The 523-nt window shown below is 59.8% G+C and carries 1 pseudogene; it reads left to right on the top strand.

The features are described 5' to 3' along the window. Window positions 1-87: 87 nt before the first annotated feature. A pseudogene (locus ACTJLC_RS31835) lies at window positions 88-523 on the top strand (transposase); the annotation flags it as partial.

The following is a 523-nucleotide window of genomic DNA, read 5'->3' as shown; positions in this document are numbered from 1 at the left end:
AGAGGTGGCCGCGCAAATTCGGACAGCCGGATAAGTGAAACGCTCGGGGCCTGAGGCGGCGATAATGCCGACAAAGGAACCTTGAAGATGACGAAGAGAACCCGACGGACGCACTCAGCCCCGTTCAAGGCGAAAGTGGCGATGGCGGCGATCAAGGGTGAGCGGACGCTAGCCGAACTGGCGCAGCAGTTCGATGTGCACCCGAACCAGATCACCGAATGGAAGCGGCAGTTGCAGGAACGTGCCGCCGACGTATTTGGCGCAGGCGGCACGGCGTCGAGCGAGCCGCAAGTCGATTTGAAGGAGCTACATGCGAAGATCGGCCAGCTCACGCTGGAAAACGATTTTTTAAGCGGCGCGCTCAACAAAGCGGGATTGCTGAGCGCAAAGCGATGATCGATCGTACGCACGCATTGCCGGTCTCGCAGCAAGTGCGGCTCGTTGGTATCGCAAGATCGAGCGTGTATTACCGGGCGCAACCGGTGAGCGAGGCAGACCAGTTGCTGATGCGCCGGATCGATGA

Source organism: Paraburkholderia sp. 22099, from assembly GCF_052045835.1.
Classification (GTDB): domain Bacteria; phylum Pseudomonadota; class Gammaproteobacteria; order Burkholderiales; family Burkholderiaceae; genus Paraburkholderia; species Paraburkholderia terricola.
The sequence above is the reverse complement of the archived record's forward strand: the minus strand, read 5'-3'. Positions and strand labels throughout refer to the sequence as shown.